This window comes from Bordetella saccharivorans, assembly GCF_045862855.1.
GTDB classification, from domain to species: domain Bacteria; phylum Pseudomonadota; class Gammaproteobacteria; order Burkholderiales; family Burkholderiaceae_B; genus Bordetella_A; species Bordetella_A petrii_F.
In genome coordinates, this window is sequence record NZ_BAAFZO010000001.1 from 2,291,483 (window position 1) to 2,304,420 (window position 12,938).

The 12,938-nt window shown below is 68.2% G+C and carries 15 protein-coding genes; 4 read left to right on the plus strand and 11 right to left on the minus strand.

Features of this window, described 5'->3' with window-relative positions; translation table 11 throughout:
- Positions 1-111 precede the first annotated feature (111 nt).
- Positions 112-1,341, plus strand: coding sequence for an amino acid ABC transporter substrate-binding protein (locus tag ACKTT0_RS11040; protein ID WP_028355287.1), 1,230 nt, complete (start codon positions 112-114; stop codon positions 1,339-1,341).
- An 18-nt stretch (positions 1,342-1,359) separates the two neighbouring features.
- Positions 1,360-2,775 (plus strand): amidase, encoded by a 1,416-nt coding sequence (locus tag ACKTT0_RS11045; protein ID WP_407849950.1) that lies wholly within the window; start codon positions 1,360-1,362, stop codon positions 2,773-2,775.
- Positions 2,776-2,814: 39 nt separating this feature from the next.
- On the opposite strand, the gene ACKTT0_RS11050 is transcribed toward ACKTT0_RS11045, so the two are convergent.
- From ACKTT0_RS11050 to ACKTT0_RS11085, 8 genes are all read right to left on the minus strand, one after another.
- Positions 2,815-3,462 (minus strand): carbonic anhydrase, encoded by a 648-nt coding sequence (locus ACKTT0_RS11050; protein ID WP_407849951.1) that lies wholly within the window; start codon positions 3,460-3,462, stop codon positions 2,815-2,817.
- 95 nt (positions 3,463-3,557) lie between these two features.
- Positions 3,558-3,890: an FxLYD domain-containing protein gene (locus ACKTT0_RS11055; RefSeq protein ID WP_407849952.1), complete on the minus strand. Its 333-nt coding sequence runs from the start codon at positions 3,888-3,890 to the stop codon at positions 3,558-3,560.
- Between the two features lie 541 nt (positions 3,891-4,431).
- Positions 4,432-5,472: a cyclase family protein gene (locus ACKTT0_RS11060; RefSeq protein ID WP_028355291.1), complete on the minus strand. Its 1,041-nt coding sequence runs from the start codon at positions 5,470-5,472 to the stop codon at positions 4,432-4,434.
- 4 nt (positions 5,473-5,476) lie between these two features.
- Complete coding sequence (gene pcaD / locus ACKTT0_RS11065; protein ID WP_407849953.1) at positions 5,477-6,256, minus strand: 3-oxoadipate enol-lactonase; 780 nt, start codon at positions 6,254-6,256, stop codon at positions 5,477-5,479.
- A 10-nt stretch (positions 6,257-6,266) separates the two neighbouring features.
- Entirely contained in the window at positions 6,267-6,563 is a 297-nt protein-coding gene (locus tag ACKTT0_RS11070; protein WP_407849954.1) for a YciI family protein, read from the minus strand.
- A gap of 17 nt (positions 6,564-6,580) precedes the next feature.
- The gene (catC, locus tag ACKTT0_RS11075) at positions 6,581-6,856 is read right to left on the minus strand and encodes a muconolactone Delta-isomerase (RefSeq protein WP_407849955.1); all 276 of its coding nucleotides are present in this window, start codon (positions 6,854-6,856) and stop codon (positions 6,581-6,583) included.
- Between the two features lie 25 nt (positions 6,857-6,881).
- A complete protein-coding gene (locus ACKTT0_RS11080; protein WP_028355295.1) occupies positions 6,882-7,526 on the minus strand; it encodes a 3-oxoacid CoA-transferase subunit B in 645 nt (214 codons plus the stop codon).
- On the minus strand, positions 7,523-8,212 hold the full coding sequence (locus ACKTT0_RS11085; protein WP_407849956.1) for a 3-oxoacid CoA-transferase subunit A: 690 nt from the start codon (positions 8,210-8,212) through the stop codon (positions 7,523-7,525). Before ACKTT0_RS11085 ends, ACKTT0_RS11080 begins: the two co-directional genes overlap by 4 nt.
- Positions 8,213-8,356: 144 nt before the next feature.
- Here ACKTT0_RS11085 and ACKTT0_RS11090 point away from each other — a divergent pair, with 144 nt between their 5' ends.
- A complete protein-coding gene (locus tag ACKTT0_RS11090; RefSeq protein WP_407849957.1) occupies positions 8,357-9,145 on the plus strand; it encodes an IclR family transcriptional regulator in 789 nt (262 codons plus the stop codon).
- 39 nt (positions 9,146-9,184) lie between these two features.
- On the opposite strand, the gene ACKTT0_RS11095 is transcribed toward ACKTT0_RS11090, so the two are convergent.
- The 3 genes from ACKTT0_RS11095 to ACKTT0_RS11105 form a co-directional block, all read right to left on the minus strand.
- Positions 9,185-9,910, minus strand: a complete 726-nt coding sequence (locus ACKTT0_RS11095; RefSeq protein ID WP_407849958.1) for an SDR family NAD(P)-dependent oxidoreductase — start codon at positions 9,908-9,910, stop codon at positions 9,185-9,187.
- 19 nt (positions 9,911-9,929) lie between these two features.
- A complete protein-coding gene (locus tag ACKTT0_RS11100) occupies positions 9,930-11,267 on the minus strand; it encodes a short-chain fatty acid transporter (protein WP_407849959.1) in 1,338 nt (445 codons plus the stop codon).
- 110 nt (positions 11,268-11,377) lie between these two features.
- On the minus strand, positions 11,378-12,310 hold the full coding sequence (locus ACKTT0_RS11105; RefSeq protein WP_407849960.1) for a 3-hydroxyacyl-CoA dehydrogenase family protein: 933 nt from the start codon (positions 12,308-12,310) through the stop codon (positions 11,378-11,380).
- Positions 12,311-12,655: 345 nt separating this feature from the next.
- On the opposite strand from ACKTT0_RS11105, the gene ACKTT0_RS11110 reads away from it, so the two are divergent.
- Complete coding sequence (locus tag ACKTT0_RS11110) at positions 12,656-12,934, plus strand: metal-sensing transcriptional repressor (RefSeq protein ID WP_407849961.1); 279 nt, start codon at positions 12,656-12,658, stop codon at positions 12,932-12,934.
- The last annotated feature ends 4 nt before the right edge of the window (positions 12,935-12,938 follow it).

Below are 12,938 nucleotides of genomic sequence, written 5' to 3' on the forward strand. Positions count from 1 at the left end.
TTGTTATACGCTATCTTGCCCGTTGCGCAAGTATTGCTCAGTTTCTGCGCGCTTGCCATGCCGGGTCGGCTTCCATGTTGTCTCTCTCATACCCATGACAGGAGAAGTCTCATGTGCGGAAAATCGTGGTGGTCGCGGCTGCCGGCGCTTGCGCTGGCCGCCGCCCTGGTGCCGGCGGCCGGGTTGGCGCAGACGTCGGACAAAATACGCATCGGCATGACCGTGTCGTCCACCGGCAGCTTCGCGCTGGCCTCGCAGTCGGGCGTGCGCGGCGTGGAAGTGTGGGTCGACGACGTCAACCGGCGCGGCGGCATAGAGATCAAGGGCAAGAAGTATCCGGTGGAACTGGTCAAGCTGGACGACCGCAGCGACAAGCAGATGGTCACGCGGGTCTACGAGCGCCTGATTGTGGACGAAAAAGTCGATCTGGTCTTCGCGCCCTTCGGCTCGACCCTGACGGCCGCGGCCGCCACCGTGACCGAGCGCCTGGGCAAGTACATGATGGTGTGGTCGGCGGCCAGCGACGACCTGTACAAGCAGGGCTTCAAGTACATGGTGTCCGGCACCCAGATGCCGGTGTCGGCCATGCTCAGCGCCTCGATGGCGCTGGCCGGCAACCTGGGCGTGAAGAAGGCCGCCATCCTGTATTCGGACGAGCCGTATCCGGCCGGGCTGGCGCAGAGCGGCAAGGACCAGGCCGCCAAGAACGGCATCGAAGTGGTGATGTACGAGAAGTACCCGAAGGGGCAGAAGGACTTCAGCACGCTGCTGCAGAAGGCCAAGGCCTCGGGCGCGGAGGCGCTGTTTCCCACGCCGTATGAAGGCGACCTGATCAGCATGACGCGCCAGCTCAAGCAGTTGGACATCAACTTCCCGTTCATCTTCATGGTGTACGCGTCCACGCCGCAGTTCCAGGCCATCGGCGCCGACGCGCACTATATCTTCAGCCATACGAACTACCATCCGGCGATCAACTGGAAGGTCACGGCCGGCCTGTCGCGCGAGGAATTCGCCAAGGCCTACGACCGCCTGTATCCCAAGGCCGAGTTCCCGCCCGACTTCCAGACCGCGCTGGCCTATGGCGCGGCGGCGCTGACCGAGGAGATCATCGAGAAGGCCGGCGGCACCGACGCGGCCGCGCTGAAGCAGGCCTCGCTCGACCTGTCGGACAAGGTCACCGTGATGGCCGGGCCGTACGCCATCGACGATACCGGGCGCCAGCTCAAGATGCCGTTCCCGGTGGTGCAGGTGCTGCCGGGCAAGGGCATGGCGCCGGTCTGGCCGCAGGACGTGGCCGTACAGAAACCCGTGTATCCCATCCCCGCGTGGGACAAGCGCTGATCCTGGAGACGTATCGGCATGGCTGACCTGGCTTTTTCGACATTGTCCGAACTGGCGGCCGGCCTGGCCGCCGGGCGCTACAGCGCGGTCGAGCTGGCGCGCCACTACCTGGCCCGCATCGAGCGCGCCAACCCGGCCCTGCACGCCTATGTGCAGGTGGACGCCGAAGGCGCGCTGCAACTGGCGGCCGCCGCCGACGCGCGACGCGCGGCCGGCTATGTGCTGGGGCCGCTCGACGGCCTGCCGATCGCCGTCAAGGATTTGTGCGAGGTGCAGGGCCAGGTCACCACGGCCGGCTCGCAGGCCTGGCGGCAGCGCCGCAGCAGCTTCACCGCCACGGCGGTGCGGCGGCTGCTGGATGCCGGCATGGTGATCCTGGGCAAGACGCACATGGTCGAGTTCGCCTTCGGCGGCTGGGGCACCAACCCGGTCATGGGCACGCCCCGCAACCCGTGGGACCTGGCCTGCCACCGCATTCCCGGCGGTTCGTCGAGCGGCTCGGGCGTGGCGGTGGCCGCCGGCCTGGCGCCGGCGGCGCTGGGGTCGGACACGGGCGGGTCGGTGCGCATCCCGGCGGCGCTGAACGGCATCACCGGCCTGAAGACCACCCGCGGGCTGATCAGCCTGCACGGCGCGGTGCCGCTGTCGCATACCCTGGATTCGATCGGGCCCATGACGCGCGATGCGCACGACGCCATGCTGCTGGCCCAGGCGCTGGCCGGCCCAGACCCCCACGACGCGGCCACGCTGGCGGCGCCGCGCCTGGACTACGCCGCGCCGGGCGAGGATGATGCGCCGCTGGCCGGCGTGCACATCGCCGTGATGGCGCCGCGGCAGTATCCGGTGGCAGTGGACGCGGACATGGAGCGGTCCCTGCAGCAGGCGCGCGCAGTCCTGCAGGCGCTGGGCGCGCACGTGCAGGAGCGCGAGCTGCCGTTCGATTTCCATGCCATGATGCTGGCCAATGGCCGCATCATTGCCGCCGAGGCCTACGCCCGGCATCGCGGCTACATCGAGGATGCCGACCTGCCGCTGGGCGAATTCGTGCGCGCGCGGGTGCTGGGCGGCAAGGCGCTGTCGGCGGCCGAGTACATCGAGGCCATGCAGTGGCATGCCCAGGCATGCCGGCAATGGCGCGACTGGATGCGCGGCATCGACGCGCTGCTCACGCCCGCCCAGCCGTTCGCCGCCTGCCCGGTGGCCGAGGTCGACGAAGCGCAGACCCCCCTGGCGGCATTCAGCCGGCCGGGCAATTTCCTGGGCGCGGCGGGGCTGGCGCTGCCGGCCGGGTTTTCCGCGCAAGGGCTGCCGCTGGGCATCCAGCTGCTGGGCAAGCCGTTCGCCGAGGCGACCCTGGGCCGCATCGGCGTGGCGTTCCAGCGCGCCACCGATTGGCACCGGCGTACGCCGGACCTGGCGGCTGCGGGGTTGTAAGGCTTCTCGGGCAGGCCGGGCGAGGCCTGCCCTGGGGCGTCAGGCCGCCGGCTGCGCCTGGCAGGGCGAGAATTCGCCGGTGGCGGGATCGCGCAGGAACAGCAGGCCGGTGGCCACGCCGAAGTAGGCGCCATGCAGTTCCAGCTTGCCCTGCTGGACCCGGGCGCGGATCGACGGGAAGGTCATCAGGTTGGCCAGGCTGTGCCCCACCACCGCCCATTCGAGGCGCTGGATGTCGGTGGCGCGGTCGCCGGTGCGCGGCAGGTTTTCGGACACCGGCGTGATCTGCGACATCCACTTGCCGACGAAGTCGATCTTGGTCAGCGGTTCGGCGTCGTCGAACACCGCGCGCACGCCGCCGCACGAGGCGTGGCCCAGCACCACGATGTGCTTGACCTCGAGCGCGTTGACGGCGAATTCGATGGCCGCGCTGGTGCCGTGGTACGAGGACGATTCGGCTTCCCCTTCATAGGGCGGCACCAGGTTGGCGACGTTGCGGATCACGAACATCTCGCCCGGGCCGGCGTCGAAGATGACCTCGGGCGAGACGCGCGAATCGCAACAGCCGATGAGCAGGATTTCCGGGCTTTGCCCGGTTTCGCCCAGTTGCTCGTAGCGGGCGCGCTCGTTGTGGAAGCGGCCTTCCAGGAATGCCTGGTAGCCGTCGGAAAGTCGTTTCGGGAACATGGGGGATATCCTTTTGTTGTTATGGTTCACAACGGTCTCTATTTTCCCATACTGTGCTGACAGCCCGCTGGGGGCCTGCGACCGGGGCGAGGGCGCTATTGCGACTTGATGTCCAGGGCAGTGAAGCGGGTGAACGCATGCGGGGTGGCGGCGCGCACCAGCCAGGCTTCGCCCGGCGCCAGCGGGGCCTCGCGCTGGTCGGAGGTGCGGCCCACTTCGCGGCCGCCGGCGTCGTACAGTACGAAGGTGACCGACAGCCCGTGCACGGGCCGCTTGCCATAGTTGCGCACCGTGCCCGTGATGACCGACAGGCCATCGGCCTGGCGGAACGCGGCCAGGTCGTTGATCGACACGCCGTAAGGCAGGCTCTGGGCGCCGGCCGCGGCGCAGCCGAGGGCCAGCAACAGGCCGGCGAGACGGGATTTCATGGCGGCTCCTGCGTTGCGGGGCTGAGCGTTCAACATAAAGCCGGCCCGGGCGCCGCGCAACCACGGTTGGTAACAGGAATTTGATGCAGGCGCGGGCCGGCAGGGGCGAGTGCGAGGTGTCTGACACCCCCTGGGACGGTGCTTGCTGGCAGGGGGGCATCGCCAGGGGGTGTCAGACACCTGGGTGCTTGGGTGGGCGCGGTGGTGTTTTGGCGAGGTGTCTGACACCCCCTGGGACGGTGCCTGCTGGCAGGGGGGGGATCGCCAGGGGTGTCAGACACCTGGGTGCTTGGGTGGGCGCGGTGGTGTTTTGGCGAGGTGTCTGACACCCCCCTGGGACGGTGCTTGCTGGCAGGGGGGCATCGCCAGGGGTGTCAGACACCTGGGTGCTTGGGCGGGCGCGGTGGTGTTTTGGCGAGGTGTCTGACACCCCCCGGGACGGTGCCTGCTGGCAGGGGGGAATCGCCAGGGGTGTCAGACACCTGGGTGCTTGAGCGGGCCGTGGTGTTTTGGAGGTGCCAGACACCTGGCCCCGCGAGGGCTAGACCGTCGCGATGGGGGTGACCGGCGAGCCGATGGCGTGCGGCATGCGCAGGGGCGGGGCGGTCAGCATGAAGTGATGCCGGCCATTGGCGTGCAGCCAGTCGGCCAGGTCCTTCAGGTACCACAGTTCGGCCAGCGGCAGGCCCAGCTTGAACAGGCAATGGTGGTGCAGCGGCAGCATGGCGCGCGGGCCCTGGCGCTCGCGCGCGGGGTAATGCTCGACCGCGTAGTTGTCGGCGCAGATCGCCACGATGCCGCTGTCGGTGATCCACTGCAGCAGGGCCGCGTCGGTGCCGTCCAGCGCCGCGCCGTAGGCGTGCAGGACTTCCGGATCGGGCTGGCCGGCCATCTCGACGATTTTCTCGGCGAAGCCGGTGCGCAGCACCAGCATGTCGCCCGGCTCGATGGCGATGCCGGCGGCCTGCAGCGCCTGCATCAGCTCGGCGTGGCCGACCAGGGTGCGGCCGGTGCCGAAGTGGCGCGCCAGGTCGACCAGCACGCCGCGACCCTGCATGCCATGCTGCGCCAGGTTTTCCACGCCCAGCCGCAGGGCGGCGGACGGGCCGCCGCTGTTGCAGCCGCAGCCGACATGGTCGCCGTCGGCCGGCCCGACCACGTCGACGCCGGCCCGGTAGCCGTTGTAGTAGCAAAGCTCGGCGCGGCCGTCGCCGTCGGCGTCGAACAATGCGCCCACGTGGGCCAGCGAGTCCCACTGGGTGGAGTACTGCATGGACAGCAGCACCTGGTCGTCGCTGAGCACGTCGACGGCATCGGGGTTGAGGTTGCGCAGCGGGAAGTTCAGGTAGGGCGTGTCCTGCAGCCGGGTCGGGCTGAGCTGGGGCGGATGGCGGCGCGGGTTCAGCACGTTGCCGCCGGGCAGGTCCAGCGGCAGCGACAGGCAGAAGCTCTTGCCGGCGCGGATCTCGCGCGCGCCCTTGAGCACTTGCTGCTCGGTCAGCAGGTTGAGCCGGCCGAGCTGGTCGTCGGGGCCGAAATCCCCCCAGTTGGACCCTTCCGGGCGTTGCTTCCAGCGTTGCATAGGCTTACTCCGAAAGGAAGTCGGCCACCGCGCGGGTGTAGGCTTCCGGTTGTTCCCAGTTGGAAATGTGCGAGGTATCCAGCTCCAGGTAGCGCGCGCCGGCGATGCCGGCCGCCAGCTCGCGGCCGTCCTGCGGCGTGGCGGCCGGGTCCTGCGTGCCGGCGATGACCAGCGTGGGCACCTTGATGTCGGCCAGCCGGCCGCGCAGGTCGGCGTCGCGCAGGGCCGCGCAATTACCGCTGTAGCCGGCATCGGAGGTGCGGCGCAGCATGTCCACCAGCACCTGGGTCAGGCCCGGCTCGGCGGCGCGGTAGGCCGGCGACAGCCAGCGTTCGACCAGGGCCGGGGCCATGTTCGCCAGGCCGTTCTGCGCCACCGCGGCGATGCGGGCGGACCAGCTTTCGACGCTGCCGATGCGCGCCGCGGTATTGCACAGCACCAGCTTGCGCACCCGCTGCGGGTGGTCCAGGGCCAGTTGCAGGCCGGTGGGGCCGCCCATCGACAGGCCGCAGAAGTAGGCGTGGGGGATATCCAGGTGGTCGAGCAGCCCGGCGACGTCGCCGGCCAGCTGGGCGAAGCTGTATTCGCCCGCCGGCACCGACGACTTGCCGTGGCCGCGGGTGTCGTAGCGCAGCACGCGGAAGCGCCGCGACAGCTCGGGCACCTGGCGGGCCCACATGTCGGCGCAGGTGCCGAGCGAATTGGACAGCACCAGCACCGGCGCGTCGGCCGGGCCGTCGATGACGTAGTACAGGCGTACCTGGTCGAGATCAGCGTAAGGCATGGATGAATTCCTACAGCAGGCACTGCCCGCCCACGTAGGCCTTGCGCCAGCGGGTGATCGCCACGCGCTCGAACAGGCCGGCCTGGTGGAACGGGTCAGCGGCGATGAAGGCCTCGGCCGCCTCGCGGGTGTCGAGGTCGACCACATAGAGCCCGCCGCCGGCATCGGCGCCGTCGTCCTGCAGCTTGGCGCCGCACGCCAGCAGCAGGTGCTTGTTGGCGTCCAGGTATTCCAGGTGCGTGGCGCGATGCTGCTGGCGCACGGCCTGGTGGCCGGGCTTGTCGAAGGTTTCGATGATGTAGGGCATGGCGGGCTCCGGCGGGATCAGATGGCGGACGGGTGGCGCGCCAGCGCCGTGACCTGGATGTCCATGTACGGGAACAGCGGCAGCGACGACAGCAACTGGTGCAGTTCGTCGTTGTGCTCCACGTCGAAGATGCTGACATTGGCATAGCGGCCGGCCACGCGCCACAGGTGCGGCCACTTGCCGTCGCGCTGCAGCTGCTGCGCCAGGGCTTTTTCGTCGGCCTTGAGCTTGTCGGCGCGCTCGGCCGGCATGTCGGGCGGCAGGTTCACTTGCATCTGGACCATGAAAAGCATGGGGATCTCCGTTCGTGATTCGGTTTCAGCGGGAAAACTTCAGCGGCAGGCCGGTCAGGCGCAGCAGGTCGTCGGCGGTGGTGTCGCCGAACACGTCGGTGACGGTCACGCCGTCGGGGCGGATGTCGAACACGGCCACATCGGTGTACACGCGCGATACGCACTGCACGCCGGTGAGCGGATAGCTGCATTCGGCCACCAGCTTGCTCTGGCCGTCGCGGGTGAGCAGTTCCATCATTACGAAGACATCCTTGGCGCCGATGGCCAGGTCCATGGCGCCGCCCACGGCGGGAATGGCGTCCGGCGCGCCGGTGTGCCAGTTGGCCAGGTCGCCCTTCTGCGAGACCTGGAAGGCGCCCAGCACGCAGATGTCCAGGTGGCCGCCGCGCATCATGGCGAAGGAATCGGCATGGTGGAAGAACGAGCAGCCGGGCAGTTCGGTGACCGGCTGCTTGCCGGCGTTGATCAGGTCATAGTCTTCCTGGCCCTTGGCGGGCGCCGGGCCCATGCCCAGCATGCCGTTCTCGGTGTGCAGGATGACTTCGCGGCCGGCCGGCAGGTGATTGGCCACCAGCGTGGGCAGGCCGATGCCCAGGTTGACGTAGGCGCCCTCGGGAATGTCTTGCGCGACGCGGGCGGCGATCTGGTCGCGGTTCAATTTGCTGCTCATTGCTGCTCCTTGGCGGCCGGGGCGGCGTCGATCTGCACGACGCGCTTGACGAAGATGCCGGGGGTGACGACGGTCTCGGGGTCGAGCTCGCCCAGCTCGGCGATCTCGCGCACCTGCGCCACCGCCACGCGCGCGGCGCTGGCCATGATGGGCCCGAAGTTGCGCGCCGTCTTGCGGTACACCAGGTTGCCCCAGCGGTCGCCGCGTTCGGCCTTGATCAGCGCGTAGTCGGCGTGCAGCGGGTATTCCAGCACGTAGTGGCGGCCGTTGATCTCGCGCACTTCCTTGCCGTCGGCCAGCGGCGTGCCGTAGCCGGTGGGCGTGAAGAAGGCGCCGATGCCGGCCCCGGCGGCGCGGATGCGCTCGGCCAGGTTGCCCTGTGGCACCAGTTCGAGCTCGATCTTGCCGCTGCGGTACAGGCCGTCGAAGATCTGCGAATCCACCTGGCGCGGGAACGAGCAGATGATCTTGCGCACGCGGCCCGCGCCCAGCAGGGCGGCCAGCCCGGTGGTGCCGTTGCCGGCGTTGTTGTTGATGATGGTGAGGTCCTTGGCGCCCTGTTCGAGCAGGGCGTCGATCAGTTCCATCGGCTGGCCGGCGGTGCCGAAGCCGCCGATCATGACGGTCGCGCCGTCGGGTACGTCCGCCAGGGCGGCCGCCGCATTTGCAACGAGCTTGGAGATCATGGGTGTCTACGATAAAAAGGGCGTGTCATAATTTGTTCTGTATTAGAACTTTCGTTCTTTTTAAGAACATCGTTTCATGGTGACCGGGGGGTGTCAAGGCGGGTGCGCGCAGCGCCGCTCCGGGCGCCGGCCGGCGCCGCCTTCATGGATATGGATACGCAAGAATCCCTGCAACCCAGCGACAGCTACGTGCAATCGTTCGCGCGCGGTCTGTCGGTCATCCGGGCGTTCGGGCCGCAGCGCCCGCAAATGACGCTGTCCGAAGTGGCCGCCGCCTGCGGCCTGACGCGCGCGGGCGCGCGCCGCATCCTGCTGACCCTGGCGCACCTGGGCTACGTGACGGTCGAGGGCCGCAAGTTCGCGCTGACCCCGCGCATTCTCGAGCTCGGGTATTCGTACCTGTCGGCCACGCCCTTGTGGGACCTGGCCTTGCCGTACATGGAAGAGGTGGCCGAGACCACGCGCGAATCGTGTTCGGTGTCGGTGCTGGACGGCACCGACATCGTGTACATCCTGCGGCTGTCGACGCACAAGGTGATGAGCATCAACCTGTCGGTGGGCAGCCGCCTGCCGGCCTGGGTGACGTCCATGGGGCGGGTGCTGCTGGCCGGCCTGCCGCCGGCCGAGCAGGAGCGCCTGCTGGCTGCCAGCGACATCCGCGCGCACACGCCGCATACCGTCACCGACCTGGGCGAGCTCAAGCGCATCCTGGCCGGCGTGCGGGCCGACGGCTATGCCTGCGTGGTGCAGGAGCTCGAGCCGGGCCTGCAGTCGGTGGCGGTGCCCATCGTCGACCGCGCCGGGCGCGTGATCGGCGCCATGAACGTCAGCGGCCATGCCAACCGCTATTCGCGCGAGGCCATGCTGGAGGCGTTCCTGCCGCCGCTGCGCCGCGCGGCCGAGCACATCGACCAGGCGCTGCGGCGGCGCTGAGGCGCGACGCGCGCGGGCGGGCGTGGCGCGGCCGTCCATTCAGACCGGCGCCACGCCCAGCGTGGTGCCGCCGCATACGTACAGCATCTGGCCGGTCACGAAGCCGTTGTCGGGCGAAAGGAAGAACATGGCCGCGCGCGCCACGTCCTCGGGCGTGCCCAGCCGCTTGACCACGATGCTGTTGATGATGCGCTGCGTCTGCGGCGCGCCGTCGGGATTGCTGTTGCGGAACAGGTCGGTGGCGATGGGCCCGGGGCCGATGGCATTGACGGTGATGCCGTCGCCGCCCAGTTCCATGGCCAGCGTGCGCGTCAGCCCCACCAGGCCGGCCTTGGTGGCCGAATAGACGACGCGGTCGGGCTTGCCCAGCGCGGCGCGCGAGGACATGTTGACGATGCGGCCGAAACCGGCGGCGCGCATGTCGGGCAGCACGGCCTGGACCAGGATCAGGGCGGTGCGCAGGTGCAGGGCCACCACGTAGTCGAGGTCGGCCAGCGTGGCGGTGTCGGCGGTGCCGGGCCGCGTGGCGCCGGCGTTGTTGACCAGCCCGACGATGGCGTGGTCGCGGGTGGCCTGGGCGGCCGCCGCCTTGGTCTGCGCCTCGTCGGTCAGGTCGGCCTGGATCGACACCAGCCCTGCCGGCGGGTTGTCGGGCAGGCGATAGTCGATGTTGACCACGCGGTGCCCCGCGTCCAGCAGCGCCCGGACGATGGCGGCGCCGATGCCGGCGCTGCCGCCGGTGACCAGGTAAGCCTGGGGTTTCATAGGGATAGCCTCTTACGGATCAGTGGGTCAGGATGCCCCATGCCAGCACGGCGGTGATGTGGATGACGCCCACCCACAGCATCATGATGACGGTGTAGCCCATCACGTCGCGCAGTTTCAGCTTCGACAGCGCCAGCGCGGGCAGAATCCAGAACGGCTGCACCAGGTCGTTCCAGGCGTTGCCCAGCATGACCGACATCGAGGTCTGGCTGATCGAGCTGCCGATTTCCTTGGCGGCGTCGATCATGAAGGGGCCCTGGATGACCCAGTGGCCGCCGCCCGAGGGCGCGAAGAAGTTGATGAAGAACGAGCTGATGAGGCCCCAGAACGGCAGCGTGCCCGGCGTGGCCACGTCCACGAACACATGCGAGATGGTGTTCACCAGCCCCGAGCCGGCCATGATGGCCATGATGCCGGCGTAGAACGGGTATTGCAGGATGATGCCCGAGATGGTCTTGATGCCGTCGTTCAGCTTGGCCACGTAGGCGGCCGGCGTGCCCAGCAGCAGGATGCCGAGGAACAGGATGATGAAGTTGATCAGGTTCAGGTCCAGCGAGCCGCCATCGACGAAGTGGAAGGCCACGTAGGCCATGCCCAGCAGGCCGATCACCAGGCTCAGCAGGCGGCTGTTGTTCAGCTTCGAGGCAATCGTGTTCTGTTCGAGCAGGTCGCCGGCGGCCGAAGGCTCGGTCGATTTGTCGATGGCCGGGTCCACTTCCACCACCTTGTCGCCGGCGCGCGGGTGCAGCCAGGCATTGAGCAGCGGCAGCGTCACGATGATGACCAGGCTGGTCACCAGCATCGGCACCGAGAAGATCGTCTCCGACAACGGAATGACGCCCATCTGGTCGGCCATGGGATGGCCCGGGGTGGCGATCAGCACCGGGATGCTGGCCGACAGGCCCAGGCCGTACATGGTGAAGCCGCTGTACGCCGCCGCGATGATCAGCGGGTAGTGCACGCCCTTGACCTTCAGCGCCAGTTTCTTGGCCACGATGCCGCCGATCACCAGGCCGAAGCCCCAGTTCAGGTAGCTGCCGATGCCGCCCACCAGGGTGGCCACGATGATGGCCGTGCGCGGCTGGTGCACATGGCTGACGATGCGGTTGAGCAGGCGGTCGGTAAGCGGCGCGGTCGCCAGCACATAGCCCATGGCCAGGATCACCGCCATCTGGGTGGTGAAGGCCAGCAGGCTCCAGAAGCCCTTGCCCCATTCGCGGGTGATCTGGCCGATGCCCTGGCCTTCGATGCCCATGGCCATCAGCACGGTCAGCAGGGTCAGCGCAATGGCGAACACGAAGGGATCGGGCAGATACTTGCGCATCAGCTCGGTGAAGAAAGAGGCTAATTTGTTCATGCTGCTTCCAGCTCGCTACGGTAGGTCTTGTTCAAGGCTGCGCCGTGCCGGGGCAGCCGTGGGCGCGCTGCCGGGGCGGGCGCGCCGCCGGTTTGGATAAAGGGAATGTGTCAGCCGCTCTGGCGGCTGTTGAGCCACGCCACCAGTTCGCCCAATGCGGCGCTCTTGTCGCGCAGGACTTGCTCGCGGCGCTCGGCGGGCCAGGCGTAGAAGCCCTGGCCGCTCTTGGCGCCGATCTGGCCGCTGGCCACTTTTTCCGCCAGCAGGGGCGAGGGCGTGGTGCGGTTTTCCAGGTCGGCGTAAAGATAGGTGGCAATGGCGTGATGCACGTCGATGCCGTTCATGTCGCGCTGTTCCAGCGGGCCGGACAGCGCCAGGCGGATGCCGAGGCTCCATTTGACGACTTCGTCGATGTCTTCGGCGCTGGCGATGCCTTTTTCGAGCAGCGAGATGGCCTCGCGCGCCAGCGCGTGCTGGATGCGGTTGGCGATGAAGCCGGGGATGTCGCGCTTGACCAGCACGGGACGCTTGCCGACGCCGCGCAGCGCCGTCATGACGCGCTCGACGGTCGCGGCCGAGGTGTCGTCGTTGCGCACGACCTCGACCAGCGGGATGACGTCGGCGGGGGTGAAGAAGTGGGTGCCGACGAAGCGGTCGCGGCGGGTGACGGCTTCGGCGATGGCGTTGATGGACAGGCCGGAGGTGTTGGTGGCGAAGATGGCGCCGGGCTGGCACAGGGTGTCCAGCCGGGCGAAGATATCGCGCTTGAGCTGCAGTTTTTCGGGCACCGCCTCGATGACCAGGTCGCAGGAGCAGGCGGCTTCCAGGCCGGTTTCCATGCGGATGCGGCGGCGCGTTTCGGCGACGGCGTCGGGGGCGTAGACCCCGAGCTGCCGGTCGATGACGCCGGCGGCGCGCTCCAGCGCGCCTGCCACGGGGTCGATGAGAACTACGTCGAGCCCTTTGGCGGCAAACAGGGCGGCGATGCCGCTGCCCATGGCGCCCGCGCCGATGACGGCCAGGCTCTGGATAGGAAGATCCATGTCGATACGCTCTCGAGATGCTCGCGCAAGGCGGTCGGGCGCGACGGAGCGCGTCTCATCCTGAAGTGCCTTCCCGCGGGCCGGGAATCGTTATGTTCTATATGCGAACATTTGTGCGTATATAGAATTATCTGGGGATAGTACTAAGAAAGTCGGGGGAGCGCCAAATTGGGGGATGCGGAGGGGGGCTTCGTGGGGCGTCCTGGGCGTGCCGGGGCGCGCGGGCCGGCACGCCCAGGATCCACGGTGGCGGCTGGCTGTTCGCCTGTATTTGAGCGCTGGGGGTGTCCGCATTGGCGTGAGGGTATTTGCCATCGTATCCTCCCAGGGAGGATATGATGCGGCATGAGCAAAACTGATCCGCACCATCACCATGATGCGGTGGCCAAGCGTCTCAAGCGGGCGGAGGGCCACTTGCGCAGCATCCTGCTGATGATGGAAGAGCACCGCCCCTGTCTTGAACTGGCGCAGCAGTTGCATGCCGTCGAAAAGGCGATCTCGCAGGCCAAGAAGGTCTTGATCCAGGACCATATCGACCACTGCCTGCAGGATGCCGTGGGCAACTTGGACCAGGACCGGCAGCGCGCCATCGACGAGTTCAAGGAAATCACCAAGTACCTATAAGGCC

What these genes read in the sequence shown, in the direction of transcription:
- ACKTT0_RS11040 (WP_028355287.1), top strand. Translation starts at nt 112, where the DNA reads ATGTGCGGAAAATCGTGGTGGTCGCGGCTGCCGGCGCTTGCGCTGGCC.
- ACKTT0_RS11045 (WP_407849950.1), top strand. Translation starts at nt 1,360, where the DNA reads ATGGCTGACCTGGCTTTTTCGACATTGTCCGAACTGGCGGCCGGCCTG.
- ACKTT0_RS11050 (WP_407849951.1), bottom strand. Translation starts at nt 3,462, where the DNA reads ATGTTCCCGAAACGACTTTCCGACGGCTACCAGGCATTCCTGGAAGGC.
- ACKTT0_RS11055 (WP_407849952.1), bottom strand. Translation starts at nt 3,890, where the DNA reads ATGAAATCCCGTCTCGCCGGCCTGTTGCTGGCCCTCGGCTGCGCCGCG.
- ACKTT0_RS11060 (WP_028355291.1), bottom strand. Translation starts at nt 5,472, where the DNA reads ATGCAACGCTGGAAGCAACGCCCGGAAGGGTCCAACTGGGGGGATTTC.
- pcaD (WP_407849953.1), bottom strand. Translation starts at nt 6,256, where the DNA reads ATGCCTTACGCTGATCTCGACCAGGTACGCCTGTACTACGTCATCGAC.
- ACKTT0_RS11070 (WP_407849954.1), bottom strand. Translation starts at nt 6,563, where the DNA reads ATGCCCTACATCATCGAAACCTTCGACAAGCCCGGCCACCAGGCCGTG.
- catC (WP_407849955.1), bottom strand. Translation starts at nt 6,856, where the DNA reads ATGCTTTTCATGGTCCAGATGCAAGTGAACCTGCCGCCCGACATGCCG.
- ACKTT0_RS11080 (WP_028355295.1), bottom strand. Translation starts at nt 7,526, where the DNA reads ATGAGCAGCAAATTGAACCGCGACCAGATCGCCGCCCGCGTCGCGCAA.
- ACKTT0_RS11085 (WP_407849956.1), bottom strand. Translation starts at nt 8,212, where the DNA reads ATGATCTCCAAGCTCGTTGCAAATGCGGCGGCCGCCCTGGCGGACGTA.
- ACKTT0_RS11090 (WP_407849957.1), top strand. Translation starts at nt 8,357, where the DNA reads ATGGATATGGATACGCAAGAATCCCTGCAACCCAGCGACAGCTACGTG.
- ACKTT0_RS11095 (WP_407849958.1), bottom strand. Translation starts at nt 9,910, where the DNA reads ATGAAACCCCAGGCTTACCTGGTCACCGGCGGCAGCGCCGGCATCGGC.
- ACKTT0_RS11100 (WP_407849959.1), bottom strand. Translation starts at nt 11,267, where the DNA reads ATGAACAAATTAGCCTCTTTCTTCACCGAGCTGATGCGCAAGTATCTG.
- ACKTT0_RS11105 (WP_407849960.1), bottom strand. Translation starts at nt 12,310, where the DNA reads ATGGATCTTCCTATCCAGAGCCTGGCCGTCATCGGCGCGGGCGCCATG.
- ACKTT0_RS11110 (WP_407849961.1), top strand. Translation starts at nt 12,656, where the DNA reads ATGAGCAAAACTGATCCGCACCATCACCATGATGCGGTGGCCAAGCGT.